Genomic DNA, 17,019 nt, shown 5'->3' with positions numbered 1-17,019 from the left:
CTTCGCTCACTGACTTTTGCGGCGAGCCGGCAATGGACATACTCGCGTTAGCCAAACATGGTTTCAATTTGACGGATGTAATCGAGTGCCACATCGACATCGTCCACATGCAAACCGGGAACTCGCCCCGCGCGGTCGCACTCCGCCAGTGTTACTAAATCTTCAAACCAAGGGCTCTCGCGTAGGCGGCGGCGACGCCGTGCGCCAATGCTTCGGTCAAGAATCGCCTGCCCCTCCATGTGATGCTCGATCAGCCAAGCGGTGCGCCGGGTAATAAATCCTTCGAGAGCTTCCAGGCCTGCATACACGTGATCGGCGGGATCAATGGCCTTGCCAATGTCGTGCAGCAGCGCGGCAAGCAGGAACTCTTCATCGTAAGGCATTTCCTCCAGCGCAAAGGTGTAGACCTGTAAGCTGTGATAGAGGGCATCCCCCTCGGGATGAAATTTTCGACTCTGTGTCACGCGTTCGAGCGGCAGCAGCAGCGATTCGTACACTCGCCAACGATCGGCCGGATGCTCGATGGCTTGCAATTGCTCTTGTTGAAATTTTGGAGTCGTCTCATGCTCCAAGGCGATCAGACGATTGAGCTCGTCCTTGGTCGCTCGTTCAATGGGCTTGCCCGTGATCGAACTTTTAAAGCGAAATCTCAACCATTTTGGTTCATACACGGTGATTTCAACGGGGCACATATCGGCAACATGAATATGCGTGAACACCCTGGCCACTCCCTCCTTGATCACTCGCTTCCGCTCGACCTCGAGCTGAGTACCCACCTCTTCAACTCGGTTAACGACAGCTTGGACACTACCGGAGAAAGCATGAATGTCGATATCGCTCCCGGCACGAATATGGCCTGTCAGCACGCTGCCAATTAACTTTGGGTGGAAGGGAGCGAGATGTTCTAACCACCATAACGCTCGCAGCCGCATTTGTAACAGCCGATCGAGATGTGGCTCTGGACCTTCAAAAGTTCGCGCGATCGAAAGAATTTGATCGCGAATTTCGGCATTGCTGGGGAGATTTGCTGGTTTCACCCATCCGATCTGAACCTTGCGAGCGGCTTTAATCTTGGCTCGCTGGTACTCGGATTCTTCCCGCCAGTACATCAATCGGGCCGCCTCCCAGGCAATCTGGCGGCGAAGTTTTGTCGCGTGCATTCACGGGGGCGCCAACGTCGGACGCCCAGAAACCACGAGTTATTTCTGAGATGACAACTAGTCACCCCAAGAATATCAACTGATCGATCGCTGTCAACTGAATTGTCACCACCATGAACGGTACGACGATCTAGGAAAACAACTTGCGTTTAAGCTGTCCGCCAGCGATTCGCAATTCATTCTCGATGCTCATGCTTTCCTGGCTGCGAAAGGGCTTTCCCTCCTTGGTCAGAATGAACTTCGACGCATCGAGCACTTTTTCCGCACCGACCATCACCGCCTTCATTTCACCCGAATCCCGCAGCAACTCGGTCTCGGCAAAAAAGGTGGGAGATTCAAAAGGCACCAGATGCAGTGAGAAAAGGCTGAAGGGAACGTTGAGCACATAGTAAGCGGCAACCAGTGGACAGACTGAGAAAATCTCGCTGCCGATGGTCTCGCAATTTCGCAAATAGTCCTCCAGCTTGCGACTTTCTCGATACTGGGCGCCAAGCTCCGCGACGATCGCCAAAGATTGAGCCAACGCGCGGGCCGCCCCCGCCAAGCTTGCAACCGGTGCGGCGCCCGGCACAAGTGCGGAGAGTAGCTGCATGCCAGCCATGCCCGCATCAGCGCAGGCAGCCATCTTTTGATCCATGATGTATTGTGTTTGCCAGTCTCGAATAACATTCAAGGCGGTTCGGGCGTCACCTTCGGGAACTGCTCGGGCAACGCGAATCAACTGCGTGCGCTGCATATCAGTTTTGCGGACATCATAAAGTTTACTCAATGCGGAAACCGTCGACGCGGCTACGTTGATCCCGGGGACAAGCGACATAATATGATGAATATTTGCCGTCATATTGGGAAAGTGCTTCATCAGCTCTCGCGCAACCGCGGGATCTTTGGCCGCGACATTTTGCAGTGACGTGCCAAAATGCGGCATGACGATGTCTTCAATCGCTTTGTGCGCCTTGCCGATCTGAGTTCCGATCGAACCGACGCTACTCGCCTGAGACACCGATTGCATGATGTTGCTGCTGTCGGCTCCGCGAAGCTGAACCCTGGAGTTCGCAAATAGTTGGGCGGTGAGCTCATTTCCGGCGGTGATGATCTCCGCCGTATCCGGCACGAGATCTTTGTATTTCTCCTGCAGATCCAACAACCGCAGATAGACTTTTGTGGGAGCAAAATCGTGATTTCTACGACTCTCTTGCCACTCGCCTTCGCTCTTTACCCAAGCGTCAAATGCCCTGCGGACAATCCAGTAAGCGCTTTTCTCCTTAGCTTCGCGAATTTTATCTGCTTCACCAAGAGGGTAGCCATTCTGAAAAAGCTTTTCGATCGCTTCGTCAAAAAAGGTGAGCTCCAGCGAAATCTGCTCCGCCTGCCGAATTGCTTCGTCTAACCCCAGCAATTCGCGACTGCGAAACCCAACCGTGAGGTGCGTCCTTCGCATCCAGGCGCTATGTGAAATAAACAGCTCGTCGTGGGCTGGTATAACGTCGAATCCCGAGGCGGCAAATTCATTTAAAGAAGCTGCTTCAGTAAGTTCGCTACCCGTCGCTGAAATTTCCGCTGACATCGCTCACCACGTTTTCCAGTCTTGTCAGAACCATTTTCGGTGACGCTACACGATTGCCTGCTCATAAGTCAATTTGAAAATCAATCCCCCATCAACCGCACGCTGCAAGCCACCAGTCTGTAGCTGTTGAGTAACCATTCTGAGGGCGGTAGTGTCGCGGTTTCTTGGCGGATCATTGTTTTCGTTATCCATCACTGGAAATGCGTGGCGTCCATCTCGGGGGTTCGGCGCGGGTATCCCTCCTGCTCGACGCTCTCACGCGTTTTGGCGTTTCCCGAGAGATAAGATGTAAGGAATGGTGACAGACTCGTGATGTCTGGGCACCCGTGACGAAAGTGCTGTCGCCACTAAGTCGTTGATGCTTGCCGACCAGAGCCATGCAACCGGAAACAACGTTGAACCGCTCAATATCGAAAAATAGGTCAGCTGATAAGGCCGCTGAAGCCGGCGGTTCCATCGTCCGAGCCGACAGGCTGAAATGGGTCCGTGGCGCGAGCTGGCTGCTGATCGTGGCGTCGTTTCTGTTGCTGATTCGGACGCTGCCCTTTGATCAACTTTCGGTTGCCCTGAAAAGCTGGATCGGCGGTCTGGGCATGTGGGGACCCGTTGTCTTGGCGGCGATCTATGTCGTTGCCACCGTTCTGTTCGTCCCCGGCACAATTTTGACTCTTGCCGCAGGAGCGATCTTCGGACTCACCATCGGAACCGCGACGGTATCGGTTGGATCAACGCTTGGCGCGAGCGCCGCTTTCCTGATCGCCCGTTACGGTGCGCGGGAAAAGGTCGCTAAGATGGCTCAGCAGAATCGACATTTTGCTGCGATCGACCGAGCAATCGAAGAGGGTGGCTGGAAAATCGTCGCGCTGCTGCGGCTATCACCTGCGATCCCCTTCAATGTTCAGAACTACTTGTACGGTCTGACGCCGGTGGCGTTTTGGCCCTGCGCGATTGCGAGCTGGTTGGCGATGCTACCAGGCACGTTTCTGTACGTTTATATCGGGCACGTGACCGGTGCCGCAATTGCGGGTGATCGTGAACGGTCTGCCTTTGAATGGGGGATGTTGATCGTGGGCTTGTTGGCAACCGTCGTGGTGACTGTTTATGTCACACGATTGGCCAAGCGTAAATTGAACGAACAAGTCGACGAAGACACGGCAATTGCGAAAGAGTCAACTGCTGAGAGTTCGGTTTCCGCACCAAGTCAACCTGCACATCACCCAGCAAACACGGTGGGCCTGGCTATCGCCGGCGTGTTGATGTTGTCCCTCGCCTTGTTGGCCAATCAAAACAGCGACCGGATCCAACAGGCGATCGTGTCGCTGTTTGGTCCGCCAGCAGTGGAAATGAAAGAGCAGCACCGCGAAAAGCCTGGCGGGCCTGCCATTGATCACTCCACCTGGGATCGACTGCTAAAAGAACACGTTGACGATGCCGGTTGGGTAGACTATCGAAGGCTAGCGCAGTCAGCAGGTGAACTGAAAAGTTATCTCGACGCCATCGCCGCAGCCCCGTTCGATGAACTGGGCCGCGACGAGAAACTGACATTGCTGATCAACGGCTATAATGCAGCGACCTTAATGCTGATCATTGAAAATCTACCGATCAACTCGATCATGGATATCCCGGAAGCAAAACGTTGGGATGACCAGCGATGGGTGATCGGCGGGAACCGATGGAGCTTGAACCAGATCGAACACGAACAGATTCGTCCGAATTTTGCCGAGCCGCGAATTCATTTTGCGTTAGTGTGTGCCGCCGTGGGCTGTCCACCGCTACGCAACGAAGCCTATTTGGCCAAGCAACTGGACAGTCAATTGGAAAAACAGTCTCAGTACGTGCACGACCATGGGACTTGGTTTCAGTTCGATGCTGAACGTGGCGAGTTGGCACTGACAAAGCTTTACAACTGGTATGGAGGTGACTTTGTGCAAACGGGCGGCAGCGTTCAGGAGTTCGCTGCGAAGTACTCCGGTGATTTGGCAAGCTTTTTGAAGTCAGGAGCACCTGCCCAGCAAATTTGGTTGCCTTACGACTGGTCACTCAACAGCCCAGCGAATCGGCAACCTAGGTAATGACGTATCGCATTCGCGGACACAATTAAACGATCAACGAAGACACAGCTAATGAACGCGCTACTTCCAAGTGACTCGCACAACCAGATTCTCGCCGCCAACGTTCATCCACCGGACTGGTCTAACCCAAATCCAAAGCGACCTTATCAATTGGTTGTCATTGGCGCTGGAACGGCCGGGTTAGTCACCGCGGCGGGAGCGGCGGGCCTGGGAGCACGGGTCGCCTTGATCGAACGCGATCTGATGGGCGGCGATTGCTTGAACGTCGGCTGCGTACCATCCAAAGCGATCATCGCCGCCTCGCGCGCGGCCGGCGCGGTCGCCAGCGCTTCTCAGTTCTCGGTGCATGTGCCCGAGGGCGTGCAGGTCGACTTTGCGGGTGTGATGGAACGGATGCGAATGCTGCGAAGTGGCATCAGTAAGAACGATTCAGCGAAGCGGTTTTCGGCTCTCGGCGTCGACGTTTTTTTTGGACAAGCCCGTTTCAAAGATTCCGAAACGATTGAGGTTAATGACACGCCGCTAAAGTTCAAGCGGGCCGTAATCGCGACCGGTGCGCGGGCCGCCGCACCGCCCATCGCTGGCCTCAACGAAGTCGATTTCTTAACCAATGAAACCGTTTTCTCACTCACGGAACTTCCCAAGCGTTTCGGAATCATTGGTGCGGGACCGATCGGAACCGAGATGGCGCAAGCCTTCGCGCGGTTGGGCTCGAACGTCTTCTTGGTTGATACGGCCCACGGCGTTTTGACTAAAGAGGACCGTGACGCAGCCAAGATTGTGCAAAATGCGATCGAGCGCGACGGCGTTCAATTGTTATGCTGTGGCCGAAACCTGCGAATTCGGCAGAATGGTGGCATCCGTTTAACGGTCGATTCGCACGACAAGTCCTATGACGAACCAGTCGATCAATTGCTGGTCGCTGTCGGACGAGCTCCAAAGGTCGAGAACCTGAATTTGGAAGCCGTCGGTGTGTCCTATGGAAAAAAAGGCGTTGAGGTCAACGACCATTTGCAAACAACGAACCCAAAGATCTTCGCTGCCGGTGACGTCTGTTCGAAGTATCAGTTTACGCACGCGGCCGACTTCATGGCTCGGATCGTGATCCAGAATGCCCTGTTCGCGATGGGACCGCTCGGTCGTAAGAAGGCAAGCGACTTGATCATCCCTTGGGCAACATACACGTCCCCGGAAGTCGCCCACGTCGGACTTTACGAACACGATGCGGCCGAATCGGGGATCGAGATCGACACCTATGTTCAGCAGTTCGATGAAGTCGACCGCGCGATCCTGGAGGGGGAAACGCAAGGTTTTGCGAAGATCGTCACCAAGAAGGGCGGCGACGAAATACTTGGCGCCACGATCGTTGCCGAAAACGCTGGCGATTTAATCTCCGAAGTCACCTTGGCGATGAAGCAAAAAATCGGCTTGGGAAAAATCGCCAGCGTCATCCACCCCTATCCGACCCAAGCCGAAGCGATCCGCAAACTTGGGGACCATTACAATCGCACCCGCCTGACGCCAACGAGCAAAAAGATCCTCGACTTGCTCCGCTGGATCAATGTCGGCGGGTAGGGAGAAACAACCGGAGAAATTATGCAACGTTTATTAGTCATTGATGACGAAGCCCCCATCCTAAAAGCCTTCGAGAGGGCTTTTTCAAGTGATAGCACGAAGGTGCTGACTGCAAAAAATGCCGCCAAAGGTGAAGCTCTCTTTATTGAAGTCAAACCCGACGTTGTCGTCATTGATCTCAGCCTTCCCGATATTTCGGGGTTGGATTGTTTTAAACGCCTGCGTGAACTTGATCCTCGAGTGCCTGTAATCTTCATTACAGGTCATGGCACCGTTGAGTCGGCCATCGAAGCCACGAAACTTGGCGCTTACGACTATCTGTTCAAGCCTCTGGAGCTCGATGAGATGCGAACGTTGCTGGACAAAGCGTTCAACCTCAGTCGCATGGTGCGGGTTCAACCGGTGTTGGCGGATGAGGAAGATACAGTGGCGGACGCCATCGTCGGTCGCTGCCGGGTAATGAAAGAAGTGTATAAAGCAATTGGACGCGTTGCCTCCCAGAACTTGACCGTGTTGTTGCAAGGCGAAAGCGGTACCGGAAAGGAGGTCGTTGCTCAAGCGATCTATCACCACAGTGCGCGAGCTTCCGGTCCATTCCAGGCCATCAATTGTGCCGCAATCCCTGACGCGTTACTCGAAAGCGAAATATTTGGACACGAGAAAGGAGCATTCACCGACGCGTATCGCCAGCGGATTGGCAAACTCGAGCAAGCAGATAAAGGGACGTTGTTCCTCGACGAAGTGGGGGACATGTCACCGATGACACAGGCCAAGGTGCTGAGAGTACTGCAAGACCAAACGTTCGAGCGAGTTGGCGGGGAGACGCCGATCAAGGTCGACGCTCGCATTATCGCCGCGACGAATCATGACCTCAAGCAACTGGTCAGCGAAGGATTGTTCCGTGCCGATCTGTACTTTCGCCTCAGTGTCGTCACGATTCAATTGCCGCCTCTTCGCGATCGCGACGATGACCTGAGAGTTCTCGCGGAATATTTCCTGCGTAAATACAGTACCGATTTTGGCAAAGACATCCGTTCAATCGCTCCCGATACTCTGGAATTGCTACAGCACTACCATTGGCCTGGCAATGTTCGCGAGCTGGAAAGTGTGATGAAACAATCGCTGCTGAGCGCGCGTGGCAACATTCTCTTGCCAGAGTTCCTACCGCCGCTTTCTAATCAAGCCATCGTAAACAATGACAAACACGACGGTGAGTATTTGAGCAAGTCGTTCATCGCCGATCTCTTGGAGTCCGGCACCGAAAATCTCCATGCCGAAGCCATCGCGAAAGCCGAAACTCAGCTTTTCCGCCAGGTTCTCGCCCACACAGGCGGCAACCAACTCAGAGCCGCCACCATCCTCGGTATCTCGCGGGTGACACTACGTAGCAAGTTGAAATACCTTGGCATCGACGCCAGTGATTTTGCCTAATCTCGGTCTAACGCTCCACCGTCGATGTAAACATCTATGAAAGCTGCTCGCTCCGAACTGTCTGTTTTATTTTCGTCGCTAGCGGTTGCTGAACGGCGTGATGATGGCATCGAAAAAGTAAGGCTGTCACCACAGCTGTGAATAAAAAAATCCACAGTAAGACTGGTGTCGTTGAGTTGTGAGAGTTCGCCGCCGCAAAAAATAGCACCCCCCGCGTGTCATCCGTTTTGGTCCGACTAGCCATCAATGCAATTCATAGCGGCTCATTTTGTAGTGCAGGGTGCGAATGCTGACGCCAAGCAGTTTAGCGGCTCGCTCGCGGTGAAAATCGGCTTCGCGAAGCGCAGCTTGAATGGCCGCGCGTTCAGCCGCTTCGGCCGCTTCGGCTAGCGTCGTCACCCGGTTTGCTTTCGACTTGGCGGCTTCGTGTAGCTCTGGCGGCAAATGCGTTGTCTTGATTTTGTCGCCTGAAACAATGACGACCAGCCGTTCGATAATGTTTCGCAATTGCCGCACGTTGCCTGGCCATTTGGCTTGACAGAGCATTGACATCGCGTCGTCGTCGATCTGCTTCATGTTGCGACCGTGGCGCACGCAGAAGTGTGCCAAGAAATGATCGATCAACAGCGGGATATCCTCTAGGCGATTGCGAAGCGGAGGAATAAACAGCGGCACGATGTTCAGACGGTAAAACAGGTCTTCGCGGAACGCCCCCTCTTCAATCATCACCTGAGGGTTTCGGTTGGTGGCCGAAACGATCCGGGCACTGGCGTGCAAAGTCGCTTCGCCGCCGATGCGTTGATATTCCCCCGATTCCAGGACTCGCAACAGGTCGACTTGGCATTTGCTGGGGACCTCGGTTATCTCATCAAGGAACAGAGTCCCCGCCCCCGCGCGGTCAAAGCAGCCAGGTTTCCGGCGATTTGCGTCGGTGAACGCCCCACGCTCAAAACCAAACAATTCACTTTCGAGTAACGTCTCCGGGACAGCCCCCAGGTTCACGGCGACGAACGGTGATGCGCTACGGCGGCTGAGGTCATGCAGCGCCCTGGCAATCAACTCTTTCCCCGTTCCGCTCTCACCTTGAATCAACACCGTGGCGTCGGTGTCAGCCACCTGCCGGACTTGGTGAAACAGTTCCTGCATCACCGTGCACTTGCCAATGATGCCCGCGATTTCGCCAGCCACAGCCAGGCGGTCACGCAGTGTATGATTTTCAGTGCGAAGCTGACCGTGCGCGAGTGCGCGACGGACCTGCTGGCGGATCAAATCAAGATCGACCGGTTTGGTAATGAAATCAAATGCGCCACGTCGCATCGCTTCAACCGCCATTTCGACAGTACCGTGTGCGGTGATGACGATGACAGTCATGCGCGGATACCGTTCTGACGCGATGTTGACTAATTCCAGCCCATCGCGATCACCGGGGAGCCGCACGTCGGCAATCATGGCATCAAATTCATGCGCTTCCAGCAAGTCCAAGGCACTATTGACGTCGCTAGCCGTTTCGATCGCGGTCACTTCATGCTTCAGCCCGCGCTGCAGTCCGCTGCGGATATGAGGCTCGTCGTCGACGATTAAAAGTCTTGTCATGTTGGTTGCTCACCGGGACGGACGGGCAAAAATAATTCAAACGTGGTGCCTCCCTCGCCAACCGCCAAACTCAGTCGACCTCCATGCAGTCGAGCGATTTTGTCCGACAAGGCCAAGCCCATTCCGGTGCCACCACCCTTCGTGGTGAAGTATGCATCGAACACGTGCGGTCGGATGTTTGCGGGAATCCCCGGCCCGGTATCGGAAAATGCCAGCAACACACCCTTGGCATCCTCCCCGTGGAATGGCTTGACATGTATCTTCAATTCGCCGCCGGCGGGCATCGCTTCGATGGCGTTGACCATCAAATTGTGAACGATCTGCTCGACACGTGTCGCATCAAACGTCATCGGCTCCGGCAGTTCGCTGGCAACGGACAACTTAATGTCTACCTTCGCAGCGTCAGCCAACGGACGCATTAAATCAACTTGCTGCATAAGCAGATCGGTCAATGGCATCTCGACCAAGTGCAGCCGCTCGGTAGAAGCAAAGTCGCGAAAGCCCTCCAGCACCTGTTCAATCCGCTTCATTTCTGTTTTCACAACGGCAAGCATCTCGGGGACATCGTCTGGCAACGTTTGTCCGGCGAGCGATTCCTCGACGAGTTGCACGTGCAGGGAAACAGCCGCGAGGGGGTTCTTGATTTCATGATGCAGTCCAACTGCGAGCGAACCTAATCCCATAAACCGTTCCATTCGTCCGGCACGATCCTGCAGATGCCGGTCTGCAGTGACGTCTCTGAGTTGAAAGACGTTGCCGATTTTTCGGCCATCGGCGTCGCGTAAAGGTTGGCAAAACGTCCGCAGCCATAAATGTTCACTCCCCTTGGTGACCGGATAGTCTTTCACCAGGCTGTGCCCCGGGTGCGATTCGGCTTCGGCCCGGAAGCTCACGAGATCGATTTGATCAGTTAGTTGCCGAAGCGATTTTCCGACCGCCTCACCGGTTGTGCAGAGCAGTTCGAGCGCGCGTTCGTTCAGGCTGGTGACCAAACCGTCGTCGTCTGATGTGACAACAGCTTGTTCCATGCTGGAGAGGATGTCACCGGCCAGAGCTTTGACATCGTTCAGTTTATCTTGAGCGCTGAGATACGCACGAAACAACAGTGCTACCGCCAAACCGGTTGCGACGACTTGCACGATAACAAAGATCGTCCAACGGGATTGCCACTGCAGTTCGCTTGCCAGTTCTCTAGCCGCGGGCAAGTCACGACTGGGGAGATCAAGCACAAGCTTTTGGATGATCTCTTGCTCGCGACCAAAGTCCACGACAAACCACAGCGTGATAATCAGCGAACCGACGCTCAGCATCAGCAACGTGATGATAACCAAGCGGAGTTTGCGGCGAGAGCGTTGACGTTGGGTTCGAAACATGGCTGTGATTATGACAGGTTGGCCGAAACGGGAAATCGGTAACCGGGCGGAATTTCCCCGCTGCAGCTTGTTGCAGAGAACTCTGCAAATTCTTGCACGCGACACGTCACGTCATTCCTTGTCCGCTTCGATTTCCAAAATTAATTTGACCGTGAATGCCCGGAAATAGCAGGCATTCAGGCAGACCGACACGGTATCGCATAGGAAATTGCCGCCCATTTGGCACCGCATGAGCTTAAGGGTTGGGCTGACATCGAATAGCACCACGCATCCGCTAACAGTTCGGCCAAGCATGCCTGCAATCGTGAATGATCTTCCTGAGGCAAGCAAAACAGCTTCGGCGGTCGAGCGCATCTCGAAAATAATCAACGACGCGGCACATTTGCTTCCCGCACAGGGACCGATCGAAGTGTTTGTGCATCACAATACGTTGCATGCGTTTGAACACTTGCCATTTCACACAGCCGTTCGTCAGGGTTGGGAGATCTACGGCGCGGAACCCTACCTTAGCGAGGTTCGGTACCGCAATTTGTTGTCCGTTGGCCGGATCACCCGCCAGGATCTTGACGCGGTGCTTGCAGATGATGCGGAGTCGCAACAAGAGGGTGTGTTCGGGTTGTATCCGGAACTGGGAAGTCGTGCGTTGCTGCGTCGAGCCATGATGCGGCATGAAAATTATCGCGGTGATGTGACTCAGTTGCATTGGGTGATCGCGGAGACCGACGCCTTGGAAATGTTTCGCTCCGACATCGATCCCGAAGTTCGAATCCAATCGCTCGGTGGGGCTACCGATGCCGACTTCTGCGATACCGGAAGAACACCGCACGCCCGCTATTTGCACGCCCTATGGAATGCTTGCCTTGACGGCGTTTCAAATTCGACGTTTCGAGGCGTTTGCCAAGCCACGTGCTCGCTTCGAAGTCGAGATAGGTTGTTATCCGAGACCGGCATCGACGCCGATATGATGGTTGCTGATATGTTGGTTCGATTCACCGCCGCGTTTCTCGATCAAGGGTACGCCAGCCGACCGCTGCCGAACCGCGACGTCGGATTCTTTCGCTGTTTTCGGTTGCTGTATCAGTCTACGTCGCTTGCCAGTTCGCCATGGCTACGATCCGTCGCCGCAAGACTGCAACGAGCCGAATCGTCTGGTAGCTCGGCAATCGAAAGCGTGCGACAATCACTGCGGAGCATGAATATCGAGGAGAGCGATTGGGATCGATTCATCACCCAATCGTTGTTAGCGCTTCCCGGTTGGGCGGGCATGGTCTATCAAATGGAGCATGCACCCGATTGGGTCGATCGTTCGGCTCCGCCAGGAAGTCTAGCAGAATTCCTCGCCGTCCGTTTAATCCTCGATGAAGCCGCTTGGGACTTTGTCGCCAGCGAAAACAACATCGCGTTGAAGCCAGCTGACAATCGGGCCGGGTCGTCAAGGGTGGGCGATCATTCCATCGCCGATCAAGAACTGCAAGTCGCTTTTGACATCTTTCAATGGGCGCAGTTGATGGGGTGGTCGCCAACGCTGCTCCGTTCGCTGTCGAGCTTTGATGCTTTGATCGAGGAGATTGAATCATTCGATTCCATTGCCCGTCGACGTTTGTTTCAGGAAGCTTATGAGCGTCACTATCAACACGGTATTTTGGATGCGGTCGCCGGCAGAGCGTCAGCCGGAGGCGTATTTCCGCCGGGAGATGGCGATTCATCCAGCTTGAATGCAAACGTCCGCTTTCAACTTTGTTGTTGCATTGATGATCGTGAAGAATCGTTTCGCCGTCATTTAGAAGAATTGGATCCGAAGTGCGAAACGTATGGAGCCGCGGGCTTCTTTGCCGTCGCGATGAATTATCAAGGCGTTTCCGAGGCGAACTATAAGCCGCTGTGCCCGGCGGTGGTCACGCCCGTCCATTATGTTCGCGAGAATGTCGGTTTCACGTTCACCGGCGATCACCGACGTCGCAGTGAGGCTCGCAGAACGCTCGGGCGACTAACCCGTCAAGTTCACACGGGGAGTCGTTCGTTTTTCGGTGGTGCAGTGACGTCGGTGTTGGGGTCGCTGGCCGCGTTTCCGTTGGTCGCGCGGGTGCTATTTCCGCGTTTGACATCACGTCTGCGGCAGCGCGCCGGTCGACTGCTCGGTCCACCGCCAGTCACTCAATTACAGTTGCAGCGACATCAGGAACCACCAGGGGACCACAACGGCCACATCGGTTACACGCTCGACGAGATGACGGCGATCGTTAAGCGTCTGCTCGAAGACATCGGTTTGACCTCTGGTTTCGCTCGTTTGCTGGTGATGACCGGACACGGGTCGTCGAGTGTCAACAATCCCCACGCGTCGGCGTACAACTGCGGCGCATGCGCCGGTAAACGAGGCGGCCCCAACGCTCGCGCGTTCGCTCAAATGGCGAATGATTTTCGAGTGCGTCAACGATTGGCTGAGCAGGGGATTGTGATCCCCGAAGCGACTTGGTGCTTAGGAGCCTATCACAACACGTGCGACGAGAGCGTGGTCTGGTATGACCTGGACCGTATGCCGCCGACCCATTTCGAGGACTTCGAAGCGACCAAGGCAACCGTTGATAAAGCGATCTTGCGAAACGCGCAAGAACGGTGCCGACGCTTCGAAGCCGCACCACTGGGCCTTGCACCGGCCGAAGCGTTGCGCCACGTCGAACAGCGTAGCGAGGATCTTTCTCAAGTTCGTCCCGAATACAACCATGCGACCGATGCGCTTTGCTTTGTCGGTCGCCGAGTTTGGTCGAGAAATTTGTTTTTGGATCGTCGGGCTTTTTTGACTTCATACGATCCCACTATTGACGATGCCAGCGGGACCATACTCGCTCGCATCTTAGCCGCGGCTATTCCCGTCTGTGCGGGCATCAATTTGGAGTATTACTTCTCGACGGTTGACAATGCAAAGTACGGTTCCGGTTCCAAGTTGCCGCATAACCTGGTGTCGCTGCTGGGCGTGATGGAAGGGGCTGCTAGTGATCTCAGAACCGGTCTTTATCAGCAAATGATAGAGATCCATGAGCCGATGCGGTTGATGTTCGTGATCGAGACGACGCAAGCGATCATGAACAAGATCATCCAAGAAAACGAAGCGATCGGGCGACTGTGCGACGGTGAGTGGGTGCGGTTGGTAATCATCGATCCCAACACCGGTGGACTATCGCAGTTCAAGGGGGGAGCGTTCGCATCCTATCAACCGAATCGTCAGCCCCTACCGGTTGTCAATATTTCACGTGACTGGTTCGCCGGACATCGCGAACACTTGGCTCCCGCTTTCGTGACAGCCAGCGATACCGCAGCAACGGCTGGCAACGCTCATGGGGGTGATCGATGAGCACGACAGTTCTTGCCCACTACTTCGGTATCCTCGCCGTCTCAAGTCCAGCATTGTTGTTGCTGGCGATTGGCATAACGCGTTTGATGAATGTTCGCTTGAGCGAGCACGCTACGGCACGCTTGACTCAGTTGGGTGTTGCGTTCGGTTTGCTGGGATGCTGCGGAGTCCTGACGCTGATGTTGGCAACCGGGCGACGCGAGGTTCCCGTGGAGATCGGTGATTGGATCTCACTGGATGCCGAGCACTTTCATTTTCACTTGAAATTCGTCTTTGATCGATTGTCGGTTCCATTCGCGATCCTGTCTTTTGTGCTTTGCGGAACTGTCGGAGCGTTCGCCAAAGTTTATCTGCATCGTGACGCCGGCTACGAGCGGTTCTTCTTGTTCTATGCCCTGTTTTTGCTGGGGATGGTCGTGTCGGCGCTCGCCGGAACGATCGAGACGCTCTTTCTCGGTTGGGAGTTGGTCGGTCTCTCGTCAGCTTTGTTGATCGCCTACTTTCAAAATCGGCCGATCCCGGTGCGCAATGGCCTGCATGTATGGGGCGTTTATCGGATCGCCGACGCCGCCTTTTTGGCCGCCGCGTTGACGCTTCATCACCTTACCGGCGCGGGTGATTTTGCCGGCATGATGGGCAACGGAGTGTGGCCCGAAAGTATCGCCAATATCGACGGTACGTCGGCATTGCTGGTCGGTCTATTGCTATTGGTGGCAGCCGCCGGAAAGTCGGGCATGGTTCCGTTTTCAGGTTGGCTGCCACGAGCGATGGAGGGTCCAACACCATCGAGTGCAATCTTCTACGGTGCGTTGTCGGTTCACCTGGGCGCGTACTTGTTGCTTCGCGTCAGTCCGTTGTTGGACGTGTCGCTTCCGCTTCGCATCACCGTGGTCGTTGTTGGGCTCGCCTCCGCCATCTTCGGTGCCTACACCGCCCGTGTACAGACTGATGTCAAGTCGGCCCTTGCCTACGCCTCGCTCACGCAATTAGGGATCATCGTGATCGAGATCGGACTTGGTTTACGCTACTTGGCGTTAATTCATATCATTGGGCACGCCTTGCTGCGAACCCTGCAATTGCTGCGCGCCCCATCGCTGTTACAAGATTATCAAAATCTCGAAAATGCGATCGGGGATTCAGTGCCTGGCGTTCGTTCAATTGTGTTATCGCCGACAGATCGGACGGAGTCCGTGGTGGGATACCGATTCTGGTATGATCGCGGATTTTTGGATGCGATATTGCAGCAGTTTTTCATTCGCCCTTTCACAAAGTTGTTCCTCTGGACTGGCGCCATGGAAGACCGCTGGACGATCTGGCTCGCCGGCAACAGCCCGCCTCGGGATGCGGCGCGGCATCATCGCTGTTGGCTGCCGAGCGACTCGAATGCGTCGCCCCACATCGCGTCACCAATACACCCGCTGGCCAAAGAGCAAAGCTGATGCCTGAACTTCATTTTCCTTGGCTCGAAATCGCCATCTTATTACCTTTAATCGGGTCGCTGGTTGTGCGGTTCCCGAAGGATCGCGAGCAGGCGAGGCGGATCAGCGTGGGTTTCGCGTTTGCGACTTTGCTCGCTGCAAGCGGAGAGTGGATTGACTTCATCCGTCTGGGACAATTCGAAGCTCATGATAACTGGGACGTGATTGCCGCCTTCGCGCACCAAAATGTGCTGGTGATTGATGAGCTGAGCGCCCCGCTGTTTCCGCTGGCAGCGCTGTTGTACCTGTTGACGATTTACTCGACGTTGAAGACCAAGGTGAATCGGTTTTCGATGAGCGGCACGTTGATCTCCGAAGCGATTCTGCTGGCAACGTTTAGCTGTCGATCGGGCTGGTTGCTGATCGTGCTGCTGGCCCTTGGGGTCGTGCCGGTTTACTACGAACTGGCGATTCGGCGGAAAGAGTCGGCTCGCGTTTACATGATTCATATGGCGATGTTTATAGGTTGTATGACGGTGGGATACGCCATGCTGCCCACCGTTGCGATTTTAGATCCAGATCATCCCGGGGTAATGACGCTGATCGCGGGTGGACTGCTGACATTTGGCGCTTTGATCCGCAGCGGCATCGCCCCGGTTCATTGTTGGATGACGGACTTGTTTGATCGCGCGAGCTTTGGAACCGCGATGCTGACTGTCGCGCCGATGCCGGGTGCCTATGCAATCATGCGGTTGGTGTTGCCCGTGGCACCGACTTGGGCGATGCAAGCCATTGCGGTCGTCTCGCTGATCACGGCCGTATATGCCGCGTCGATGGCGGTCGTCGAGACTGATTCGCGACGGCTGTATTGCTATTTGTTCCTCAGTCATTCGTCGCTGGTGTTGGCTGGGCTGGAATTGGTGACCACGATCGGCCTGACCGGTGCGTTGTGTCTTTGGATTTCGATTGGCCTCTCGCTGGGCGGGCTGGGGCTAGTGATTCGCAGCATCGAATCGCGGGTCGGCCGAGTCGATTTGGCTCGCTACAACGGTTTGCACGATCACGCACCGATGCTGGCCGGCTTGTTCTTGTTGACCGGGCTCGCTTCGATTGGATTCCCGGGGACCATCGGTTTTGTGGGAATCGAATTGATGATCGAAGGGGCGGCGGCGGTCTCGCCGATTGTCGGTGGAGCGGTTGTGTTAGCGACGGCTCTGTGTGGCATCGCGATCATCCGGGCCTACTTTCGGATCTTCACCGGCGCGCAAGTGACGTCACCGATTTCGTTGGCGGCGAAACCGTCCGAAAGGATTGCAGTCATTGTGCTGACATTCTTGATCCTTGGCGGCGGTCTATTTCCCCAGCCTGGCGTGACGTCGCGGCATCATGCGGCCGAACACTTAATCTCGCGAAGGCCCGGAGCGGAACACCTTCCCGAACATTCGCTAACTGCCCCGCAAAACCAATCAAAACAATAATGTAAA

At 55.1% G+C, this 17,019-nt stretch carries 10 protein-coding genes; 6 read left to right on the top strand and 4 right to left on the bottom strand.

Annotated elements, in window-relative coordinates; translation table 11 throughout:
• Positions 1–47: 47 nt before the first annotated feature.
• Both SH139x_RS26015 and SH139x_RS26010 read right to left on the bottom strand, forming a co-directional pair.
• Positions 48–1,160 (bottom strand): HD domain-containing protein, encoded by a 1,113-nt coding sequence (locus SH139x_RS26015; RefSeq protein ID WP_488352656.1) that lies wholly within the window; start codon positions 1,158–1,160, stop codon positions 48–50.
• Positions 1,161–1,290: 130 nt separating this feature from the next.
• A complete protein-coding gene (locus tag SH139x_RS26010) occupies positions 1,291–2,724 on the bottom strand; it encodes a hypothetical protein (protein WP_488352655.1) in 1,434 nt (477 codons plus the stop codon).
• Positions 2,725–3,119: 395 nt separating this feature from the next.
• Between SH139x_RS26010 and SH139x_RS26005 the strand changes: the two genes are divergently transcribed.
• From SH139x_RS26005 to SH139x_RS25995, 3 genes are read left to right on the top strand one after another with little or no spacing between them, the layout of a single operon-like run.
• Positions 3,120–4,796, top strand: coding sequence for a VTT domain-containing protein (locus tag SH139x_RS26005; protein ID WP_488352654.1), 1,677 nt, complete (start codon positions 3,120–3,122; stop codon positions 4,794–4,796).
• Between the two features lie 51 nt (positions 4,797–4,847).
• Entirely contained in the window at positions 4,848–6,371 is a 1,524-nt protein-coding gene (locus SH139x_RS26000; RefSeq protein WP_488352653.1) for a mercuric reductase, read from the top strand.
• Positions 6,372–6,392: 21 nt separating this feature from the next.
• On the top strand, positions 6,393–7,802 hold the full coding sequence (locus SH139x_RS25995) for a sigma-54-dependent transcriptional regulator (protein WP_488352652.1): 1,410 nt from the start codon (positions 6,393–6,395) through the stop codon (positions 7,800–7,802).
• 243 nt (positions 7,803–8,045) lie between these two features.
• Here SH139x_RS25995 and SH139x_RS25990 read toward each other — a convergent pair whose 3' ends face one another.
• Entirely contained in the window at positions 8,046–9,395 is a 1,350-nt protein-coding gene (locus tag SH139x_RS25990; protein WP_488352651.1) for a sigma-54-dependent transcriptional regulator, read from the bottom strand.
• Entirely contained in the window at positions 9,392–10,768 is a 1,377-nt protein-coding gene (locus SH139x_RS25985; RefSeq protein ID WP_488352650.1) for a two-component system sensor histidine kinase NtrB, read from the bottom strand. The genes SH139x_RS25990 and SH139x_RS25985 overlap by 4 nt, the downstream gene beginning before the upstream one ends.
• 304 nt (positions 10,769–11,072) lie before the next feature.
• Here SH139x_RS25985 and SH139x_RS25980 point away from each other — a divergent pair, with 304 nt between their 5' ends.
• The 3 genes from SH139x_RS25980 to SH139x_RS25970 are packed head-to-tail and all read left to right on the top strand — an operon-like array spanning position 11,073 to position 17,013.
• A complete protein-coding gene (locus SH139x_RS25980; protein WP_488352649.1) occupies positions 11,073–14,117 on the top strand; it encodes a DUF2309 domain-containing protein in 3,045 nt (1,014 codons plus the stop codon).
• Complete coding sequence (locus SH139x_RS25975; RefSeq protein WP_488352648.1) at positions 14,114–15,556, top strand: proton-conducting transporter transmembrane domain-containing protein; 1,443 nt, start codon at positions 14,114–14,116, stop codon at positions 15,554–15,556. Before SH139x_RS25980 ends, SH139x_RS25975 begins: the two co-directional genes overlap by 4 nt.
• Positions 15,556–17,013, top strand: coding sequence for a proton-conducting transporter transmembrane domain-containing protein (locus SH139x_RS25970; protein WP_488352647.1), 1,458 nt, complete (start codon positions 15,556–15,558; stop codon positions 17,011–17,013). Before SH139x_RS25975 ends, SH139x_RS25970 begins: the two co-directional genes overlap by 1 nt.
• Positions 17,014–17,019 lie beyond the last annotated feature (6 nt).

Source organism: Kothea flammea (assembly GCF_052161645.1).
GTDB lineage: Bacteria > Planctomycetota > Planctomycetia > Pirellulales > Pirellulaceae > Laterigemmans.
Note: the sequence above shows the minus strand (reverse complement) of the source record. Positions and strands in the feature narration are given on the sequence as shown.